This window comes from Streptomyces sp. NPDC034099 (assembly GCF_055575415.1).
In genome coordinates, this window is the sequence record NZ_JBVISR010000002.1 from 764,170 (window position 1) to 783,775 (window position 19,606).

Sequence of the window (19,606 nt, forward strand, 5' to 3'; positions counted from 1 at the left end):
CGCACGAGTTGCCACTCTTCGGTGACGTTTGGGGGCGTTTCCCTTGCTTGCTCACGTGCTCACTCGGTCACCCGCTCACTTGGCCACCTGCTCACATGTTCGGCGGCGGCCCGTCCATCGGCCGGCCGAGCACTCCGGGCCGCCGCTGCCAGGGCCGCGGGCCGGTGGGCGGACGGTAGGCGACGCCCAGGGCGTCGAGCCGCCGGTAGTGGGTCGCCATCCGCCGCTCGAAGGCGCCGTAGTCCCGGTCGGCGGGGGCGGGCAGGGCGCTCCAGGCGACCTCGGCGAAGGCGGCGAGCCTCGGGAAGAGCTGGTAGTCCACCCGCTCCTGGTTCTCCGTCACCTCGGTCCACAGGTTCGCCTGGGTGCCGATCACGTGTCCGGACTCCTGCGGGGTCAGTTCCGCCGGAACCGGCTCGAACCGGTAGACGTCCTCCAGGGTGCGCACGAAGGCGATCGGCACGGGTTCGTCCTCGCCGCCGTCCTCCCGGAAGTTCAGGTACACCTGCTGCTCGGGGCACATCACCACGTCGTGCCCCGCGCGCGCGGCGGCGATCCCGCCCGCGTAACCGCGCCAGGAGGACACGGCCGCGCCCTTGGCGAGTCCGCCCTCCAGGATCTCGTCCCAGCCGATGAGCCGGCGCCCGCGCGCGGTGAGCCAGGTGTCGAAGTGCTGGATGAACCAGGCCTGGAGTTCGTCCTCGTCGGCGAGGCCGAGTTCCGCGATCCGCGCCTGCGCGGTGGCCGAGGCCCGCCACTGGTCCTTGGGGCATTCGTCGCCGCCGATGTGGACGAACTCCGAGGGGAAAAGCTCCAGGAGTTCCTCGAACACGCCCTCGTAGAAGCGCAGTGTGTTCTCGGTGGGGGCGAGCACGTTCGGGCAGACGCCCCAGGTGTCCCAGACGGAGAGGGCGGTGGTGTCGATCACATCCGTGTTGCCCAGTTCCGGATACGCGGCGATGGCGGCCTGCGAGTGCCCGGGTACGTCGATTTCGGGGACGACGGTGATGTGCCGTGCGGCGGCGTAGGCGACGATCTCCCGGATGTCCTCCTGGGTGTAGTAACCGCCGTGGGGTTTGTCCTCCCACAGCGGCGAGGCGCGGTGGCCGAATTTGGTGCGCGCCCGCCAGGAACCGGTCTCGGTGAGCTTCGGGTGGCGTTTGATCTCGACGCGCCAGCCCTGGTCGTCCGTCAGGTGGAAGTGCAGGACGTTGAGTTTGTGGGCGGCCATCAGGTCCAGGTGGCGCAGGACGCCTTCCTTCGGCGTGAAGTGCCGGGAGACGTCCAGCATCAGTCCGCGCCAGCGGAAGCGGGGCGCGTCCTCGATGCGGCCCAGCGGCAGCCGCCACCGGCGGTCGGGCAGCGGGGCGCGCCGGAAGGCGTCCGGGCCGAGCAGCTGGCGCAGCGTCTGGGCGCCCCAGAAGAGGCCGGCCGGGTCGCCGCCGGTCAGGTGCACGCCCTGTGGCGCGATGTCGAGGCGGTAGCCCTCCTCGGCCAGTTCGCCGTCCAGGGACAGCCGGACGAGGCCGCCGCCGCCCGCCCCGGGCGCCAGGGGCAGGCCGGTGGCCGCGCCCAGCGTGGCGCGCAGCCAGCGCTCGGTGTGCTCGGCGCCTTCGCCGGCCACCAGAGCGGTGTCCGCGCCGAGTTCGAAGAAGGCGTCGGCGTCCCGGGCCGCCACTTGACGCGGCTGGGGGATCACGTCGGTCGCGTGCGTCACGTCGGTCACGTTGTCAGTCCTTCACCGCTCCGCCGAGGCCGGAGACGAGTCGTCGTTGTACGAGTACGAAGAAGACCAGCACCGGGATCGTCATCACCGTGGACGCGGCCATGACGCCGCCCCAGTCGGGATCGTCCGGTTTGTAGAAGACCAGCAGCGCCATCGGCAGCGTCGACTGGGAGGTGTCGCTGATGATGAACGACTTGGCGAACAGGAAGTCGTTCCAGGTCGAGATGAAGGAGAAGACGCTGGTGGCCACAAGCCCCGGCAGGACCAGCGGGAAAAGGATCTGCCACAGAAAGCGCGACCGGCTCGCCCCGTCGATGTAGGCGGCCTCCTCCAGGGCCTCCGGCACCGCTTTCACGAAGCCCCGCAGCATCCAGATCGCGAAGGGCAGCGAGAAGGCGATGTGGGGCAGGATCAGCGAACCGAGCGTGTTCAGCTGGCCGAAGTCCCGCATGAGGAAGAACAGCGGGATGGTGAGCGCCTCCACGGGCACCATCTGGGCCACCAGGAACATGATCAGCAGGGTGGTCCGGAAACGGAACCGGAATCGCGTCACCGCGGTCGCCGCGAGGAACGCGATCAGCGCCGAGGCGATCACCACGCAGCCCGCCACGATCAGGCTGTTGAGAAAGTAGCGGCCGAATTCCTGCTGCTCGAACACCCGCCGGAAGGAATCCAGCGAGGGGGTCAGCGTCCAGGGCCGGGGCTCGCTCGACTCGATCTCCCCGGCCGGTTTGAAGGCGCTCAGCACCATCCAGTACAGCGGGAAGGCGACGACCACCGCGATCAGCAGCGCGGACACCTCGGCCGCGAGCCGCCACGGACGGCGCACTTGGGCGCGCAGAAGATTCACAGCTCCTCCCCCTGGCGGCGCAGCAGCCGCAGGTAGACCAGCGTCACCGCGAGCAGGATCAGCAGCATGACCACGCCGATCGCGGAGCCGAGGCTGTACTGCGAGGACGCGAAGGCCTTCTGATAGGCGTAGACGTTGAGGACGAGGTTCTGGCCGGCGATGCCGCCGCCGTTGGTCATGACGTAGATCTGGGTGAAGACCTTGAAGTCCCAGATGACCGACTGGATGGTGACGACGACCAGGATCGGCCGGAGCATCGGCGCGAGCACCGAGCGCCAGATCCGCCACTGCGAGGCCCCGTCCAGTGACGCGGCCTCCAGCACCTCGGACGGTACGGCCCGTATCCCGGCGTAGACGGTCACCATGACGAACGGGAAGGAGCACCAGACCACTTCGAGCAGCACGAGCAGGAAGGCACTGTAGCGCCCGTACGTCCACGAGTGGTCGCCGAGGCCCAGCATCCGGTTGACGGGCCCGAAGTCCGGGTCGAACAGCAGCAGCCAGACCGTGGACCCGGTGACCGCCGGGGTCGCCCACGCGCCCAGCCCCGCCAGCATCAACACCAGCCGCGGCACGGCCCGCACCCGCGTCAGCAGCACGGCGAGCGCACACCCGACGGCCAACGTCGACACCACACAGGCGGCGGCGAACACCACCGTGGCCAGCAGCACCCGCCAGAACTCACCGTCCCCGAACAGCTCGGCGTAGTTCCCGAACCCCTGAAAGGTCGCCGGCTCCCCACCGGACACCTGAGCCTGCGTGTACTCCAGGAAGGAGATCAGCCCGAGCTGATAGACGGGGTAGACCAGCAGCCCACCGAGGACGACGAGAGCGGGCGCGAGATATATCCAGGGAGTAGCAGAGGAGCGCCCGAAGGGGCGCGGGGAACGGCGCGAGAAACCACGACGTCGCCGCACCCGCCCACGAACAACGCCCCCCGAGCTACTGGGCGACACCGTCATCCGGCGGAGCCAAACGCGTCGTCCATCTTCCGAGCCGCGTCCCCAGCGGCAGCGTCCACGTCCTTCTTGCCGCTGACCACCTCCTGGAACATCGTCGGCAGCACCTGCGAGGAGTCGATCGTCGCCCACGCGGGAGAGGCCGGCACGAACTTCGTGCCCGCGGCGAGCGTGTCGACGAACGGCTTCACGAACGGCTCCTTCGCCGCCACCTGCTGCCGTACGTCCGTGAAGGTCGGCAGGAAGCCCATCGCGTCGAACAGTTCACCCTGCGCCTTCTTCGACGCGAGCCGCTTCATCAGGTCGACGGCGAGGGTGCGGTGCGAGGTGCTCTTCAGGACGCCGATGTTGTTGCCGCCCGCGAAGGCGGGGGCGATGGAGCCGGACTCGACGCCCGGCAGCGGCACGACCGCGTACTTGCCCTTCGCCTTGCCGGCCTCCACGGCCTGGTGGCTGAAGTCGCCGCCGATGGCCATGGCCGCCTTGCCGGAGGCGAAGGCGGTGACCGTGTCGTTGCCGCCCATGCCGGCGCACTTGGCGGCGGGGCAGTTGTCGTCCCCGAAGAGGGACGTGTACGCCTTGATGCCCTTGCGGGCGGCGGCGCTGTCGATGGCGGAGGCGTACGAACCGCCCTTGCCGGTGGCGAGTTCGCCGCCGTTGGCCCAGATGAACGGCATCGCGCCGTAGGTGTAGGCGCCGCCGACCGCGATGCCGTAGAGGCCGGGCTTCGCGGCGTGCACCTTCTTGGCGGTGGACGCCAGCTCCGTCAGCGACCTGGGAGGTTCGAGACCGAGTTCGTCGAAGACGTCGGTGCGGTAGTAGAGGGCGCGGACGCCGACGAAGTAGGGGGCGCCGTAGACCTTTCCGTCCACGGTGACCGACTGGCGGGCGGTGGGGTCGGCGTCCTTGGCCTCGTCCCAGGCCGCGAACTCGTCGGTGACGTCGGCGAGTCCGCCGTCCTTGACGTAGCCGGCGGTGTCGGTGTTGCCGAACTCGATGACGTCGGGGGCGCTCTTCGGGTCGTTGAAGGCGGCCTTGATGCGCTGGGCGCGGGTCTCGACCGGGATGTACTCCACGGTGACCTTCGTGTCCTCGTGCGCCTTCTCGAAGTCGGCGAGGGCCGCGTCGACGACCTTCTCCTTCGGCTTGTTGTTGACCTCCTGGAACAGCCAGACGCGCAACGTGCCGCTCTTCTCGTCCTTGCCGGAGGAGGAGTTGTCGGACGTCTGGGGTGCGCAGGCGGTCGCGGCGACGACGGCCGCGGCCAGCAGTACGGCCAGGCGGGGGGCGAGCTTCATGGAGTCTTTCCTCCGGGCGTGCGTTGCAACATATGCAATGACGGTTTCGCTCTGCACAACACCCAGGAGCGTAGGGAGACATGAACCTGTCCACAAGAGGTCTGAACCAATTCGTAAACCTCTTTGTTAATCAGCCCTGACGCACGAAGGCCCCCGGAGTGCGCGCGGGCACACTCCGGGGGCCTTCGGGACGATCTGAGGGGCTGTACGGGCAGGGGCGCTACGTCTCGGCGCCTACTTCTTGTCGCCGCCCTTGCCCTCGTCCCCGCCGCCGCTCATGGATTCGTAGATCTCCTTGCACATGGGGCACACGGGATACTTCTTGGGATCGCGGCCCGGTACCCAGACCTTGCCGCACAGCGCCACGACGGGGGTGCCGTCGAGGGCGCTCGCCATGATCTTGTCCTTCTGGACGTAATGCGCGAAGCGCTCGTGATCGCCGTCGCCGTGGGACGTCTGCGGCGTCGGCTCGACGAGGGTCCCCGTACCTGTCCCGCGCTCGGGCTCGAGAGTGCTCATAACCGCCAAGGGTACTGAAGCTCACACGCTTCAGTTGAGCGACGGGTCGTCCGGATACGTCGCCACCATCGCCAGGTCGCCCCGCTGGCGGCGCAGCACCTCGCGCCAGAGTCGCTCCGGGAACGGCGAGGAGACGTCGCCGGGCTCGGACTCGACCACGTACCAGGCGCCCTCGGTCAGCTCGTCCTCCAGCTGGCCGGGTCCCCAGCCCGCGTACCCGGCGAAGATCCGCAGGGCGCCCACGGCGGACGCCAGCAGCTCCGGCGGTGCCTCCAGGTCCACCAGGCCGATCGCGCCGTGCACCCGCCGCCAGCCCAGCGGCGCCCGCTCGCCGGACTCCCCGCCGGGGACGACGGCGACGCCGAGGGCCGAGTCCAGCGAGACCGGGCCGCCCTGGAAGACGACGCCCGGCTCGCCGGCCAGGTCCGCCCAGTCCTCCAGGATGTCGCCCACGTCGACCGGCGTGGGACGGTTGAGGACGACGCCGAGGGAACCCTCCTCGTCGTGGTCGAGGAGGAGCACCACCGCACGCTCGAAGTTCGGGTCCGCCAGGGCGGGCGTTGCCACGAGCAGCCGCCCCGTGAGCGAGGACACCTCGGTCATGCCAGACATGATCCCGCATGTTCCCCTCCCATGGGGAGGCAATCGGGGGCACGGGAGTGAACACGCACCCGCGCACACCGCTCGATCGTGACCCCCCGTGCGCGCCGGTGAACACCGCGTGTTGTGACAAATCCATGACGTTGCCGGACCGTGCGGAGGCGCCATGAAGGGGGGTACAAGACGATTACCCTTTCCCTTCTGGCCCCTGCCCAACACCACGGAACGCGAGATTCATGACCGTCAACGGCGCTGATGACGTACTGCTTGTCCACGGCGGGACCCCGCTGGAGGGCGAGATCCGGGTCCGCGGTGCGAAGAACCTCGTGCCGAAGGCGATGGTGGCGGCCCTGCTGGGCAGTGCGCCGAGCCGGCTGCGCAACGTGCCGGACATCCGCGACGTGCGGGTCGTACGCGGGCTGCTGCAGCTGCACGGGGTGACCGTCCGTCCGGGTGAGGAGCCCGGCGAGCTGATCCTCGACCCCTCCCACGTGGAGAGCGCGAACGTCGCCGACATCGATGCCCACGCGGGTTCGTCCCGCATCCCGATCCTGTTCTGCGGCCCGCTGCTGCACCGCCTCGGGCACGCCTTCATCCCGGGCCTGGGCGGCTGCGACATCGGCGGCCGGCCCATCGACTTCCACTTCGAGGTGCTGCGCCAGTTCGGCGCGAAGATCGAGAAGCGGGCGGACGGCCAGTACCTGGAGGCTCCGCAGCGACTGCGCGGCACCAAGATCCGGCTGCCGTACCCGTCCGTCGGAGCGACCGAGCAGGTGCTGCTGACGGCGGTGCTCGCCGAGGGCGTCACGGAGCTGTCCAACGCGGCCGTGGAGCCGGAGATCGAGGACCTGATCTGCGTCCTGCAGAAAATGGGCGCGATCATCGCCATGGACACCGACCGCACCATCCGCGTCACCGGCGTGGACGAGCTGGGCGGCTACACCCACCGTGCCCTCTCGGACCGCCTGGAGGCGGCCTCCTGGGCCTCGGCGGCGCTGGCCACCGAGGGCAACGTGTACGTCCGCGGGGCCCAGCAGCGCTCGATGATGACGTTCCTGAACACCTTCCGGAAGGTGGGAGGCGCGTTCGAGATCGACGACGAGGGCATCCGCTTCTGGCACCCGGGCGGCCGGCTGAAGTCCATCGCCCTGGAGACGGACGTGCACCCCGGCTTCCAGACGGACTGGCAGCAGCCCCTGGTGGTCGCGCTGACCCAGGCCACGGGCCTGTCCATCGTGCACGAGACGGTCTACGAGTCCCGGCTGGGCTTCACGTCCGCGCTCAACCAGATGGGTGCCCACATCCAGCTCTACCGCGAGTGCCTCGGCGGCTCCGACTGCCGCTTCGGCCAGCGCAACTTCCTGCACTCGGCCGTGGTCTCCGGACCGACCAAGCTGGAGGGCGCCGACCTGGTCATCCCCGACCTGCGCGGCGGCTTCTCGTACCTGATCGCCGCCCTCGCGGCCCAGGGCACCTCCCGGGTCCACGGCATCGACCTGATCAACCGGGGCTACGAGAACTTCATGGACAAGCTCGTGGAACTGGGCGCCAAGGTCGAACTGCCCGGCAAGGCACTCGGCTAGCCGCCGGCACGAACGCCGATGGGGCGGTCACCCGGACTCGGGTGACCGCCCCATCGGCGTTGTGCTGTGCGCCCCTGTAAGGGGCGCGGGGAACTGCGCGACCAGCCACACCCGACCCGCAGCCGCGAAACGACCACAGCCCGGACGAACGCCCCGCACAGTCCCCGGCACTCCAGGCGGAGCGCTTACTTACCCTTGGCGGCTTCCTTGAGCTTGGAACCCGCGGAGACCTTGACGCTGTAGCCGGCCGGGATCTGGATCGGCTCGCCGGTCTGCGGGTTGCGGGCGGTGCGAGCGGCACGGTGGGTGCGCTCGAAGGTCAGGAAGCCGGGGACGGTGACCTTCTCGTCGCCCTTGGAGACGATGTCGCCGACAACCTCGGCGAACGCGGCCAGCACGGCGTCGGCGTCCTTGCGGGTCACCTCGGCGCGGTCGGCCAGCGCGGCCACCAGCTCACTGCGGTTCATGTTGTTACTCCCGTGTTCTTCTTGCCGTTGAGGCGTGCCACGCGGCGGAGCCGCATGTTGGGCACAGCGATGCCGATGCTGCCAGGGCCCTCTGACATTCCCCGGACCCGGGTCGGTCGTCAGACCCTCGCGCCCAGGGAGGCATCCTGCCTCCACCTGCGGCGGTAAAGCCAATCCGGCACCCCCAGGAGTCGTGAGAACACCCTTGGGAGTCACACGCCGAGAGGGCCTGAGCCTTGCGCAACCCTAGAGGGCGATCCAAGGCCCGACATCCCGCGACGCGCCGGAGGGGCGGCCCGCCGTGGTGATCCTCACCACCACGCCACAGGCCGCCTTCCCCCGCCGGGGGAACCTACGCCACCACTCCGGCGGCCTTCGCCGCCTCCCGCACGGCGCCCGCGACGGCACCGGCGACCTTGTCGTTGAAGACGCTGGGGATGATGTAGTTCGGGTTGATCTCGTCCTCGGTCACCACGTCCGCGAGGGCGTGCGCGGCGGCGAGCATCATCTCGGTGTTGACGGTGCGGGACTGGGCGTCCAGCAGGCCGCGGAAGACGCCGGGGAAGACCAGCACGTTGTTGATCTGGTTCGGGAAGTCGCTGCGGCCGGTGGCGACGACCGCGGCCGTCTCGCGGGCGATCGCCGGGTCGACCTCGGGGTCGGGGTTCGCGAGCGCGAACACGATGGCGCCGTCCGCCATGGCGGCCACGTCGTCCCCGTCGAGGACGTTGGGGGCGGAGACGCCGATGAAGACGTCGGCGCCGTGCACGGCCTCCTTGAGGGTGCCGGTGAGGCCCTCGGGGTTGGTGTTGTCGGCGATCCAGCGCAGGGCGGACTCGGGCGCGGCGTCCACCAGGTCGGCGCGGCCCGTGTGCACGACGCCGTGGATGTCGGCGACGACGGCGTTCTTGACCCCGGCGGCGAGCAGCAGCTTGAGGATGGCCGTACCGGCCGCGCCGGCGCCGGACATGACGACCCGTACGTTCTCGATGGGCTTGTCCACCACGCGCAGGGCGTTGGTCAGCGCGGCGAGCACGACGATGGCGGTGCCGTGCTGGTCGTCGTGGAAGACGGGGATGTCGAGGGCCTCGCGCAGCCGGGCCTCGATCTCGAAGCAGCGGGGCGCGGAGATGTCCTCCAGGTTGATGCCGGCGAAGCCCGGGGCGATGGCCTTGACGATCTCGACGATCGCGTCGGTGTCCTGGGTGTCCAGGCAGATCGGCCAGGCGTCGATGCCGGCGAACCGCTTGAACAGGGCCGCCTTGCCCTCCATCACCGGAAGCGCGGCCTTCGGGCCGATGTTGCCCAGGCCCAGCACGGCGGAGCCGTCGGTCACGACCGCAACGGAGTTGCGCTTGATGGTCAGACGGCGGGCGTCCTCGGGGTTCTCGGCGATCGCCATGCAGACGCGGGCCACGCCGGGCGTGTAGACCATGGACAGGTCGTCGCGGTTGCGGATGGGGTGCTTGGACTGCATCTCGATCTTGCCGCCGAGGTGCATGAGGAAGGTACGGTCGGAGACCTTGCCCAGGCTGACGCCCTCGATGCCGCGCAGCTGCTCCACGATCTCGTCGGCGTGCGCGGTCGAGCCGGCCGCGATGGTGACGTCGATCCGGAGCTTGTCGTGGCCGGAGGCCGTGACGTCGAGGCCGGTGACCGAGCCGCCGGCGGACTCCACCGCTGTGGTGAGCTGCGAGACGGCGGTTCCGCCCGCGGGCACCTCCAGTCGGACCGTCATCGAGTAGGAGACGCTGGGCGCCGTTGCCATGGCCGACTTCCTCTGCTTTCACCGTGTAACTGGGTTGTGCCGTCCGATCGTCGCACCTACCACTGGGTACGCGGTAGCCGCCCCGGATTGCGAACTTTTTGTTCACTCCGATTTCGGAAAACGACTTCCACCATACGAGAAGTAGCCCGTCGGGGGAAGGGGTAACCGGAAGCCGCGGGCAGGACGCGCCCGGGTCGCGGAAGGAACCCGCGGGACGGGAATTGTCTTGCGGGGATCGTTTGTTACCTTGGACGTGGCACCGGCCCGATCCAAGCCCCCGGGCCCAACCATCGTCGCTACGAGCGACCACTTGCCGCGAGGCGAGCATGGCGGGTCGGTGCCACTCAGACGGGACGAAGGGCCCGCGCCGTCGGACGGCGCGGGCCCTTCGCACGTCTCCGGGCCGGTCCCCCGGCCCGGCGCTCAGTCGCGCAGCAGGTCCGGCACCCCCGAGGCGTCCGGCTCGTCCCGCTCGCACGAGACGACCGTCAGCTGCTGCGTGGCCCGGGTCAGGGCGACGTACAGCACGCGCAGCCCGGCGGGCGACTCGTCGGCGATCTCGGCCGGGGAGACGACGACCGTGGCGTCGTACTCCAGGCCCTTCGCCTCCAGGCTGCCCAGCGCCACCACGCGGTCGCCGAGCCCGGCCAGCCAGCGCCGGGCCTCCTCGCGCCGGTTCATGGCGACCACGACGCCGACGGTGCCGTCGACGAGGCCGAGCAGCCGGGCCGCCTCCGCGCGGACCGTCTGGGCGAGGGAGTCCCGCACCACCGCGAAGCGCGGCTGCACGCCGGTCGAGCGCACGGCCGACGGGGACGGCGAGCCGGGCATGGCCAGCGCGAGGACCTTCGCCGCCAGCTCGGCGATCTCGGCCGGGTTGCGGTAGTTCACGGTCAGCTCGAAGCGGCGGCGCGGGCGGGTGCCCAGGGCCTCGTCACGGGCGGCGGCCGCCTCGTCGGGGTCGGACCAGGAGGACTGGGCCGGGTCGCCGACGACCGTCCAGGTGGCGTGCCGGCCGCGGCGGCCGACCATCCGCCACTGCATGGGGGTGAGGTCCTGGGCCTCGTCGACGATGACGTGGGCGTACTCGGTGCGTTCCTGCGCGAGGCGCTCGGCGCGCTCCCACTGGGTCTCCTCGCGCTGCGGCATCAGCTCCTCCAGGCCGGTGAGCTGGTCCAGCGGGTCCTGCTCGCGCCGCTTGCGGGGGCGGGCCGGGGTGCCGAGGATCGCCTGGAGCTCGTCGAGCAGCGCGATGTCGTGCACGGAGTGGCCCTCCCGCCGCAGCGAACGGGCGACCTTGCGGACCTCGCCCGGGTTCAGCACGCGCCGCGCCCAGCGGCCGAGGCGACGCTCGTCCGCCATGGCCGCCAGCACGGCGCCCGGGGTCAGCTCGGGCCACCAGGCGTCGAGGAAGGCGATGAAGGAGTCCTCCGAGGTGACGTCGTCGTCGAAGGAGGAGCGCAGCTCGGCGGCCAGCTCGGGGTCGGAGTGCCGGGTGCCGGCGCCCGACTTCTCCCACAGGGCGTCCAGGAGCAGCCGGCGGGCACGGGGGCGCAGCAGGTTGACGGGCGCGGTGCCGCCGAGGACGGTGCGGCGGATGCCGGCCAGCTCCTCGGCCTCCAGTTCGAGGCGGCGGCCGAAGGCGACGACCCTGAGCAGGGTCGGCGAGTCGGCCGGTTCCAGCGCCCCGCGCGCGGCCTTGCGCAGCACCCGGAGCATGCGGGCGGAGCCCTTGGCGCGGGCGGTGGCCGGGGAGTCGTACAGCGTGGCCTCGGCGCCCGCCGCGTCGTCGGCCAGTGAGCCGATCGCGCGGATGGCGACCTGGCCCTCCTCGCCGAGCGAGGGCAGCACGCCCTCGGTGTAGGCCACGAGCAGCGGTGTCGGCGAGACGATCAGGATGCCGCCCGCGTACCGGCGCCGGTCCTGGTAGAGCAGGTACGCCGCCCGGTGCAGCGCGACGGCGGTCTTTCCGGTGCCGGGGCCGCCCTCGACATAGGTCACGGAGGCGGCGGGGGCGCGGATCACCTGGTCCTGCTCGGCCTGGATGGAGGCCACGATGTCCCGCATGGAGTGGGTGCGGGCCTGCCCGAGGGCGGCCATCAGGGCGCCGTCGCCGACGACGGCCAGCTCCTCGCCGTCCAGCCGGGCGGTGATCTCGGGCCGCATGAGGTCGTCCTCGACGCCGAGGACGCGCCGCCCCTTGGAGCGGATCACCCGGCGGCGCACGACCCGGCCCGGATCGACCGGCGTGGACCGGTAGAAGGGGGCGGCGGCGGGCGCCCGCCAGTCGATGACCAGCGGGGCGTAGTCCTCGTCCAGGACGCCGATCCGGCCGATGTGCAGGGTCTCGGCGATGTCGGCGGTGCCGTCGGGCCCGAGGGCGCCCTCGGCGGGCTCCACGGCCGTGTACGCGCCGTCCGGGCCCTTCTTGCCGTCCTTGCCGAGGAGCAGGTCGATGCGGCCGAAGAGGAAGTCCTCGAACTCGTTGTTCAGGCGGTTGAGGTGGATGCCGGCCCGGAAGACCTGCGCGTCGCGCTCGGCCAGGGCGCCGGGCGTGCCGACGTGGCCGCGCTGGGCGGCGTCGTGCATGAGGAACTCCGCCTCGTGGATCTTCTCCTCGAGACGTCGGTACACCCGGTCGAGGTGCGCCTGTTCCACGTCGATCTCTCGGTCCCGTACGGAGTCGTGCTCCGAGTCGACCGCTGAATCCTGCTGAGCCTGTGCGGCCACCGGGCCCCCTTCTGACGTGCTGGGCAGCCGTCAAAAATACGCGAAGGGGGCCCGGGAAGCTACGCCGCGCCTGGCGCCGGCGCTACGCGTCGACCTCCACCAGTCGCTTCCCGTCGAAGGTCATGACCTCGAAGTGGGAGATCTGGTTGGGTTCGAAGGCGGCGCCGCCGTGCACGTAGAGCGGTTTCTTGGCCTTCTCGGTGGTGGCGCCCGGTATGCCGTAGCCCCAGTCGGGGACCGTCCAGGAGCTGAGCGTCTCCCGCTCGCCGTTCTTGCCGACGGCGATCAGGGAGCACTTCTGGGGGCCCTTGAGGTTCTTCAGCTCCAGGACCGTCTCGGTGCCCCAGGCCTTCTTCTCCAGCGCCACGGTCGCGCTGACCTGCGTGGCCGGGTCGGTGGCGGTGACCCGGTCCGGCATGGCGGCGAACGCGGACTCGGCCGGGCTCGCGGCCTGCTGCGACGCCTCGGCCTTGCGGCCGCCGCCTCCGTCGTCGTCGCCACCGCCGCCCGTGGTCGCCACGGCGGCGAACGGGCCGCCGATGATCAGCGCGGCCGCGGTGCCCACCAGGTAGAAGTTGCGGCGGCGCTTGCTCGCACGGCGTTCGGCGACCTCGTCGACGAGCTTCTCCGAGAGCCGTGGGCTGGGCTTCGCGGTGAGCGACTCGGCGATCGCGGGCGTACCGGTGCCCGGCAGGTCGGCGAGCGCCGCCATCATCGGCTCCATGCCGGCCAGCTCGTCGAGCTGCTGGGCGCACCACTCGCAGGTGGCGAGGTGGGCCTCGAAGGCCGTCGCCTCGGCGTCGTCGAGGATCCCGAGGGCGTAGGCGCCGACGGTCTCGTGCTCGTTCGGCGCCGGTGATCCCTGCATGGGGGCAGGATTACCCGGATCACCCGGGCCGAATCCCCCGCCGAACCCCTGAACTCCCCCGTACCCGCTCATCACGCCGTCACCCCCCGCTCCTCCAGAGCCAGCTTCATCGAACGCAGGGCGTAGAACACCCGGGAGCGAACGGTGCCGCTGGGTATGCCCAGTGTCTGCGCCGCCTCATTGACGGTACGCCCCTTGAAGTACGTCTCGACGAGGACCTCCCGGTGGGCCGGGGTCAGGTCGTCGAGCGCGTCCGACAACGTCATCAGCCACAGCGCCTTGTCGATCTCGTCCTCCGCGGGGATGACCTCCAGCGGCGACGGATCGACCTCCTGCGGCCGGGCCTGCCGGCTGCGGTGGCCGTCGATGACGATGCGCCGGGCGACCGTCACCAGCCAGGGGCGTACCGATCCGGTCGCACGGTTGAGCTGACCGGCGTTCTTCCAGGCACGGATGAGCGTCTCCTGGACGACGTCCTCGGCGCGCTGGCGGTCCCCCGCGACCAGCCGCAGCACGTAGGCCAGCAAGGGGCCGGCGTGCTCGCGGTACAGCGCGCGCATCAGCTCCTCGTCGGGTTCCGAGGACGACTGCGACATGCGATGTCGGGCCCTCGCACCACGTTCATTGGCCACGACGGAATCCTTGCGCACGCCCACCTCCGATGTCCGGGGGTTCCCCCAGTCGGTCGCTCGCCCATCCGGTACGGACGCCAAGTGCGGCGTGTTCAAAACGGGATGAGAGTTTTCTCCGAGGGGGTGTGACGAACGGGACGCGAGGGAATCTACGGGTGCTTACCGGGCGAGGGCCGCGCGGCGGCGGTGGCGGGCGACGCGTTCGCGGTTGCCGCAGATCTCGCTGGAGCACCAGCGCCGGCGGCGGCCGCGGGAGGTGTCCACGTACACGATGGGGCAGTTGTCGCCCGCGCACTGCCTGAGGCTCGCCCGCGCGACGGGGTCGGTGAGCAGGTCCACGGCGTCCCGGGCGAGGGCGCCGAGCAGCGCGGCGCACCGCGGCGGCCCGGTCAGCTCCCGCACCAGTGCGCCGTCCTCGCCGGGTACCGCGCGGGGTGCGGGCGGTGCGGCGAGGGCGAGTTCGTTGACGCGGGCGAGGGCGAGTTCGTGGGGGTGGGTGCGGGGCACCGGCCGGGTGCGCACCAACCTCGCCGTCTCGCCGCGCAGTTCGCGGAAACCGGTCAGCCAGGAGGCGTCGGCGTGCGCCAGCGGGGTGCCGGGCGGGACGAGTCCGGAGCCGGTGATCCAGGCGCGCAGCGCGTCCAGGGAGTCGAGGCGTTCCGCGGGGTGGGTGGTGGCGATGAGGTCCAGACAGATCCGCCCGGTGTCGAAGCGCAGCTCGTACGGGTCGGTGGCCGTACCCAGTGCCATGTTCCTGTCACCACCTTGGATTGCCCGGTGGGGCGGGCCGGAGAGGGGAGCAGGGGAACGCTCCCTCTACAGTGCCTGCCCGTCTCCGCGCCCGGAACCCCTCGTACCGCCCTGCGTGGACGCTTGCGCATGCGCCCGCGCGCCCGGGCCATGTCCGGCGCGCCGCGGCGCCCGTTGACTGGACGCATGACAGACATCGACGGGGAACGGCGGTCCCTGACCGCAGACGGAGTGCTGGCCGCGGCCACGGTCGCCGCGGGCCTGATGGCCGGCACCTTCTACGTCTTCGCCTGCGCCGTGATGCCGGCGCTGGCGCGCAGCGATGACGGGGTGTACGTCGACGTGATGCGCGACGTCAACGACGTGATCCAGAACCCGGTGTTCCTGCTGGCCTTCATGGGCGCGCTCGCCCTCGCGGGCCTCGCGGGGTGGCAGTCGCGCCGGACGCCGGGCCGCTGGTGGATCTGGGCGGGCGCGACGGCGTACGCGCTCGCCTTCCTGGTCACCGTGGGCGGCAACATCCCCCTCAACGACGCCCTGGCCCGCCCCGGTGACCCGGCGGCGCTGCGCGAGCGGTTCGAGGACCCGTGGGTGGCCTGGAACGTCGTACGTGCCGTGCTGTCGACGCTGGCGACGGCTTGCCTGGCCTGGGGCTCGGCGGTCCGCGGCCGTCCGACGCACTCAGCGCCCCGGACACCGCAGCGGCCCACGCCCCAACACGTCCCACCCACAGCGCCCCGCTGAACACCCGGCACCCCACGGCCCGCGGCCCGGCAGGACTGCGCATCGGCAGGCTCGCTCGCGGACAGCCTCGCGGGCGGGGAAAGGCGCCCTGATGACACGCACCGGCGCCCGGGCCTCCGGCCCGTCGGCCGGTGAACCAGCGGCGCGGGCGAAGGTGCCGTGAGCGGGGCGGCCCGGCGGTCGTCCACGGCACGGCGCCGGAAACCGCGCCCCTTGCGGCCCCGCCCGGCGCCCAGGGCCCACGGCACGAGGCACAGCCGTCGCACCGCCCGTGTTCTCGCACCGGGTACCCGGGGTGGACGCCAGGGCGGCCCGTGTGCGTGCCGCTCGCGGCGTGGCGGGGGCCGGCCGGGGCGCCGGGGGTCAGTCGGTCGTGTACTTGGCGTCCGTGGCCGGGTCCAGGGCGAGGCGGTAGCCGCGTTTCACCACCGTCTGGATCAGCTTCGGGGTGCCGAGGGACGTGCGCAGGCGGGCCATGGCCGTCTCGACGGCGTGTTCGTCGCGGCCGGTGCCCGGCAGGGCGCGCAACAGCTCCGCGCGGGGCACGACCCAGCCGGGCCGCCGGGCGAGGGTACGCAGCAGGGACATGCCGGCGGGCGGCACGGTCCGCAGCTCCCCGTCGACGAGCACCGCGTGCCCGCGGATCTCCAGCCGGTGCCCGGCGACCGGCAGGGCACGGGCGCGGGCCGGCAGCTCCTGGCACAGCAACTGGACGAGGGGCCCGAGCCGGAAGCGCTCGGGCCGGCTCGTGTCGACGCCGTGCGCCTGGAGCGGCACCGCGGTGACCGGGCCGACGCAGGCGGGCAGCACGTCGTGGCCGAACGCGGCGAGCAGCTCGGGCAGCAGGCCCCGCTCCTCGGCCCGGCCCAGCAGCGAGACCGCGGCGGGCGCGCTGGTGAAGGTCACGGCGTCCACGCCCCGCGACACGGCGGCGTCCAGCAACCGGTCCACGGGCCCGAGGTCCTCCGGCGGCAGCCACCGGTACACGGGCACGCCCACCACCTCGGCGCCGCCCTCCCGCAGCGCCTCCACGAACCCCGGCAGCGGCTCACCGTGCAGCTGTACGGCGATCCGGCGGCCCTCCACGCCCTCCTCCAGGAGCCGGTCCAGGACCTCGGCCATGGACTCCGAGGCGGGTGACCACCGCTCCGTCAGACCCGCGGCCCGCACCGCGCCCTTGACCTTGGGCCCGCGCGCCAGCAGCTCCACCGTGCGCAGCCGCTCCAGCAGCGTCTCGCCGAGCCCCCAGCCGTCGGCGGCCTCGACCCAGCCCCGGAACCCGATGGCGGTGGTGGCCACGACGACGTCCGGTGCCTGGTCGACGATGCGCTTGGTCGCGGCCATCAGCTCGCCGTCGTCGGCCAGCGGCACGATCCGCAGCGCCGGCGCGTGCAGGACGGTGGCACCGCGCCGCTGCAGCAGCGCGCCCAGTTCGTCGGCCCGGCGGGCGGCGGTCACGCCCACGGTGAACCCGGCCAGCGGGCCGTGGTCGGGTCGCTGCGGTTCGTCGCCCACGCCGCCCACCTCGCTTACGTCGTCCATCGCTCGCCGCGCTCCGATCCGTTCACATCCACGTGCACACTCACGTGGCGACCGAGCCTGTCAACCGTGCGTGACGGGCTCGGTTCACCCGCATGTCACCAGTGTTACGTCACACCTCGGCGCGGCTGAGCCGGGCCTCGGCCCTTTCCGCCTCGACCGGGTCGACCGTGTCGGCCGTGTCGGCCCGGGGCGGCGCGGCCGGTCGGCGAAGGTATACCGCCCAGGTGAGGACGAGGCACACGGCGTAGAAGGCGAGGAAGGCGAGGAAGGCGCCGGTGCCCGTGCCGAAGGAGAGGAAGGACTGCCGGAAGGCGAGGTTGATGGCGACGCCGCCGAGCGCGCCCACCGCGCCGATCAGCCCCATGGAGGCCCCGGAGAGCCGCCGCCCGTACGCCACCGCGGCCTCGCCCCGCAGCCCCTTGGCCAGCGCCTTGTTCTGGAAGATCCCGGGGATCATCTTGAACGTCGAGCCGTTGCCCAGCCCGCTGAGCACGAACAGCACCACGAACACGGCCACGAACAGCCCCAGCGACTTCGCCATGCCGGCCGCGACGAGTACGGCGGTGGCGGCGGCCATGGCGACGAAGTTCCACAGGGTGATCCGCGCGCCGCCGTACCGGTCGGCGAGCCTGCCGCCCAGCGGACGGATCAGGGAGCCGAGCAGCGGACCGATGAAGGTCAGGTACGCCGCCTGGAGCGGGGTCCGCCCGAACTGGCTCTGGAGCACCTGCCCGAAGGCGAAGCTGTAGCCGATGAACGAGCCGAACGTACCGACGTACAGCACGGACATGATCCAGGTGTGGGCGTCCCGCGCCGCGTCCTTGGCGGCCCCGGTGTCGTTCTTCACGGAGGCGAGGTTGTCCATGAAGCACGCGGCGAGGACGGCGGCCACCAGGATCAGCGGGATGTAGATGCCGAGCAGCACCCGCGGCCCGCCGCTCGCGCCGATGACCGCGAGCGCGGCCAGCTGGATGACGGGCACGCCGATGTTCCCGCCCCCGGCGTTGAGACCGAGGGCCCAGCCCTTCTTCCTGAGCGGGAAGAAGGCGTTGATGTTGGTCATGGAGGAGGCGAAGTTGCCGCCGCCGATGCCGGCCAGCATGCCGACCAGGAGGAAGGTCGAGAAGGACGTCCCCGGCTCCATGACGGCGAAGGCCGCGACGGTCGGCACGAGCAGCAGCCCGGCGGAGACGATCGTCCAGTTCCGTCCGCCGAAGACGGCGACCGCGAAGGTGTACGGCACCCGTACGACGGCCCCGACCAGCGTCACCACGGACGTCAGCAGGAACTTGTCGGCCGGTGTCAGCCCGTACTCCGGGCCCATGAAGAGCACCAGCACGGACCACATCGTCCAGACGGAGAACCCGATGTGCTCGGAGAGGACGGAGAAGAACAGGTTCCGCCGGGCGGTCCGCTCCCCCGTCCGCTTCCAGAAGGTCTCGTCCTCGGGATCCCAGTACTCGATCCAGCGGCCGCCAGGGACTGTCATGACGCCTCCACGGTGCTCCACAGCTCGGTTGCGTCGACGCTAGGCAGGACGCGTTTCGGGCCGGTGGGGCTGTGGATGACCGGAAGGGAACGTTGCTCTCACCCGGCGCCGGGGCGGGGTGAGAGATCGCGGTCAGCCCTGCGGGGGCCGGGGCTGCCAGTGCGGGTTCTGCTGCGGGTAGGGCTGCGGCGGATAGGCCTGCTGGGGCTGCGGGGGCGCGTACGGCTGCTGCGGCGGCTGGACGTACGGCTGCGGGGGCTGCTGCGGCGGGTAGGGCTGGTGGGGCTGCGGGGGCGCGTAGGGCTGGTGGGCCTGCGGGACCGGCTGCGGTGCGTACGGCTGCGGGGCCTGCGGCGGTGCGCCGTACGGCTGCTGCTGCGGCGGCTGGGGAGCGTACGGGCCGGGGGCCGGCTGGCCGTAGCCGCCGGGCGCGGTGGCGCCGAACGGGTTCCCGTGTCCCGGCAGCTGCCCGCCGGGCGGCAGGTACCGCACCCGTCCCGTCTCGTCGGCCATCGGCACGAACCCGGCGGCCTGCAGCCGGGTCGCGAACCTGGCGTTGCGCCTGCGGGTCACGAGGAAGCCGATGCCCAGGGCCGCCATGAGGACCAGCCAGATGATCCCGGAGAGGACGAAGTCGTCGGACGAACCGCCCTCGCGGAAGGCGAGGACGACACACGCGACGGTGCCGCCGAGCGCGCCGTAGCCCATGTTCTTCTGGGCGTTCTTGCCGGTGAGGTCGAAGTTGATCCGCGCCTTGAGGAGTTCGAGGGCGTCCGGCACGAGCGGCGGCAGCGACACGCCGTCGCCCGCGTTCGGGTACTGCGCCCAGGTCTGCACGGCCCGGGTGCGGGCCTGCGGGCTGGGGTCGGGGACCAGCAGCATGGTGAGCGCGGCGTTGTTCCCGCCGCTCTGGCGCACGTCGGCGTACTCGTACCCGAACTGCTGGGCGACGAAGGCGAGCTTGGCGAGCTTCTTCACGGACGACATCCGGCTGGTGAGCTGGACCGCCTCCCCGCTCGCCATCAACTGCAGCATCTTCTGCGTCTGCCGCTTGCTCATCCCGCAGCTCCCCCTGACCGGC

At 71.5% G+C, this 19,606-nt stretch carries 17 protein-coding genes; 2 read left to right on the plus strand and 15 right to left on the minus strand.

Features of this window, described 5'->3' with window-relative positions:
• Nucleotides 1-91: 91 nt before the first annotated feature.
• The 6 genes from ACZ56V_RS08490 to ACZ56V_RS08515 all read right to left on the minus strand — a co-directional run bounded on the left by ACZ56V_RS08490 (nucleotide 92) and on the right by ACZ56V_RS08515 (nucleotide 5,955).
• The gene (locus ACZ56V_RS08490; protein ID WP_398910473.1) at nucleotides 92-1,726 is read right to left on the minus strand and encodes a beta-N-acetylhexosaminidase; all 1,635 of its coding nucleotides are present in this window, start codon (nucleotides 1,724-1,726) and stop codon (nucleotides 92-94) included.
• A gap of 4 nt (nucleotides 1,727-1,730) precedes the next feature.
• Nucleotides 1,731-2,576, minus strand: a complete 846-nt coding sequence (locus ACZ56V_RS08495; protein WP_104636067.1) for a carbohydrate ABC transporter permease — start codon at nucleotides 2,574-2,576, stop codon at nucleotides 1,731-1,733.
• Nucleotides 2,573-3,538: a carbohydrate ABC transporter permease gene (locus ACZ56V_RS08500; protein ID WP_467378404.1), complete on the minus strand. Its 966-nt coding sequence runs from the start codon at nucleotides 3,536-3,538 to the stop codon at nucleotides 2,573-2,575. Before ACZ56V_RS08500 ends, ACZ56V_RS08495 begins: the two co-directional genes overlap by 4 nt.
• On the minus strand, nucleotides 3,535-4,833 hold the full coding sequence (locus ACZ56V_RS08505; protein WP_467378406.1) for an extracellular solute-binding protein: 1,299 nt from the start codon (nucleotides 4,831-4,833) through the stop codon (nucleotides 3,535-3,537). Before ACZ56V_RS08505 ends, ACZ56V_RS08500 begins: the two co-directional genes overlap by 4 nt.
• 234 nt (nucleotides 4,834-5,067) lie before the next feature.
• On the minus strand, nucleotides 5,068-5,352 hold the full coding sequence (locus ACZ56V_RS08510; protein WP_030402030.1) for a DUF3039 domain-containing protein: 285 nt from the start codon (nucleotides 5,350-5,352) through the stop codon (nucleotides 5,068-5,070).
• 30 nt (nucleotides 5,353-5,382) lie between these two features.
• Nucleotides 5,383-5,955, minus strand: a complete 573-nt coding sequence (locus ACZ56V_RS08515; protein WP_198601862.1) for a YqgE/AlgH family protein — start codon at nucleotides 5,953-5,955, stop codon at nucleotides 5,383-5,385.
• Between the two features lie 233 nt (nucleotides 5,956-6,188).
• Between ACZ56V_RS08515 and murA the strand changes: the two genes are divergently transcribed.
• Nucleotides 6,189-7,535 carry a UDP-N-acetylglucosamine 1-carboxyvinyltransferase gene (gene murA / locus ACZ56V_RS08520; RefSeq protein ID WP_356361597.1) on the plus strand — a complete coding sequence of 449 codons (1,347 nt, stop codon included), beginning with the start codon at nucleotides 6,189-6,191 and terminating at the stop codon, nucleotides 7,533-7,535.
• Nucleotides 7,536-7,720: 185 nt separating this feature from the next.
• Here the strand turns inward: murA and ACZ56V_RS08525 are convergent, their stop codons facing one another.
• The 6 genes from ACZ56V_RS08525 to ACZ56V_RS08550 form a co-directional block, all read right to left on the minus strand.
• On the minus strand, nucleotides 7,721-8,002 hold the full coding sequence (locus ACZ56V_RS08525; protein ID WP_004987462.1) for an HU family DNA-binding protein: 282 nt from the start codon (nucleotides 8,000-8,002) through the stop codon (nucleotides 7,721-7,723).
• A gap of 352 nt (nucleotides 8,003-8,354) precedes the next feature.
• Nucleotides 8,355-9,770, minus strand: a complete 1,416-nt coding sequence (locus ACZ56V_RS08530) for an NAD-dependent malic enzyme (protein WP_104636062.1) — start codon at nucleotides 9,768-9,770, stop codon at nucleotides 8,355-8,357.
• A gap of 423 nt (nucleotides 9,771-10,193) precedes the next feature.
• The gene (locus ACZ56V_RS08535) at nucleotides 10,194-12,500 is read right to left on the minus strand and encodes a HelD family protein (protein WP_468940345.1); all 2,307 of its coding nucleotides are present in this window, start codon (nucleotides 12,498-12,500) and stop codon (nucleotides 10,194-10,196) included.
• 82 nt (nucleotides 12,501-12,582) lie between these two features.
• Complete coding sequence (rsuA, locus tag ACZ56V_RS08540) at nucleotides 12,583-13,368, minus strand: anti-sigma U factor RsuA (protein WP_398910464.1); 786 nt, start codon at nucleotides 13,366-13,368, stop codon at nucleotides 12,583-12,585.
• Between the two features lie 71 nt (nucleotides 13,369-13,439).
• A complete protein-coding gene (locus ACZ56V_RS08545) occupies nucleotides 13,440-13,964 on the minus strand; it encodes a sigma-70 family RNA polymerase sigma factor (protein ID WP_007450155.1) in 525 nt (174 codons plus the stop codon).
• 195 nt (nucleotides 13,965-14,159) lie between these two features.
• Nucleotides 14,160-14,750, minus strand: a complete 591-nt coding sequence (locus tag ACZ56V_RS08550) for a CGNR zinc finger domain-containing protein (protein ID WP_467378412.1) — start codon at nucleotides 14,748-14,750, stop codon at nucleotides 14,160-14,162.
• 186 nt (nucleotides 14,751-14,936) lie between these two features.
• On the opposite strand from ACZ56V_RS08550, the gene ACZ56V_RS08555 reads away from it, so the two are divergent.
• A complete protein-coding gene (locus ACZ56V_RS08555) occupies nucleotides 14,937-15,494 on the plus strand; it encodes an anthrone oxygenase family protein (RefSeq protein WP_468940350.1) in 558 nt (185 codons plus the stop codon).
• Between the two features lie 363 nt (nucleotides 15,495-15,857).
• Here ACZ56V_RS08555 and ACZ56V_RS08560 read toward each other — a convergent pair whose 3' ends face one another.
• From ACZ56V_RS08560 to ACZ56V_RS08570, 3 genes are all read right to left on the minus strand, one after another.
• On the minus strand, nucleotides 15,858-17,036 hold the full coding sequence (locus ACZ56V_RS08560) for a uroporphyrinogen-III synthase (protein WP_398910459.1): 1,179 nt from the start codon (nucleotides 17,034-17,036) through the stop codon (nucleotides 15,858-15,860).
• Nucleotides 17,037-17,145: 109 nt separating this feature from the next.
• The gene (locus ACZ56V_RS08565) at nucleotides 17,146-18,525 is read right to left on the minus strand and encodes a nitrate/nitrite transporter (RefSeq protein WP_468940353.1); all 1,380 of its coding nucleotides are present in this window, start codon (nucleotides 18,523-18,525) and stop codon (nucleotides 17,146-17,148) included.
• A gap of 132 nt (nucleotides 18,526-18,657) precedes the next feature.
• Nucleotides 18,658-19,584, minus strand: coding sequence for a hypothetical protein (locus tag ACZ56V_RS08570; RefSeq protein ID WP_468940356.1), 927 nt, complete (start codon nucleotides 19,582-19,584; stop codon nucleotides 18,658-18,660).
• Between the last annotated feature and the right edge of the window lie 22 nt (nucleotides 19,585-19,606).